The sequence below is a fragment of the Paracoccus sp. 22332 genome (assembly GCF_052045125.1).
Classification (GTDB): domain Bacteria; phylum Pseudomonadota; class Alphaproteobacteria; order Rhodobacterales; family Rhodobacteraceae; genus Paracoccus; species Paracoccus haematequi_A.
Map to the genome: position 1 here is coordinate 1 of NZ_JBQEOI010000151.1, position 339 is coordinate 339.

The following is a 339-nucleotide window of genomic DNA, read 5'->3' on the forward strand; positions in this document are numbered from 1 at the left end:
TCCCGTTACCCCCGCCGCTCATCGCTTTGGGGAAAGGTTCACATGGCTCAATTCTCAGTGGAAATTACGAGCCTATCCGGCTCAGTTCTGGGTGGAAATCAACAGGTTCGGCCCAGACTGCGGGATCGCGGGGCCGGTATTCCCTGCCAGGCGATCCCCCAGGCCGGGCATCGGCCCAAGTCCGGCGGCCATCTGTGCGGGCGGATGAACCTGAGCGGCAGCGTTTTTGCGGCGCCGGTCCAACAGTCCAACACGTCCAACAGTTTTTGTCTGAAGGCAGACCGTCACCTCGGCAAGAAAATTTCCACAAAAATATATGACGAAAGTTTCTGTAATAAT

At 56.6% G+C, this 339-nt stretch carries 1 protein-coding gene; it reads right to left on the reverse strand.

The annotated features are described in order from the left end of the window. Positions 1 to 81: 81 nt before the first annotated feature. On the reverse strand, positions 82 to 339 hold a 258-nt coding region (locus ACTJI6_RS24290; protein ID WP_440804371.1), incomplete at its 5' end, for a hypothetical protein.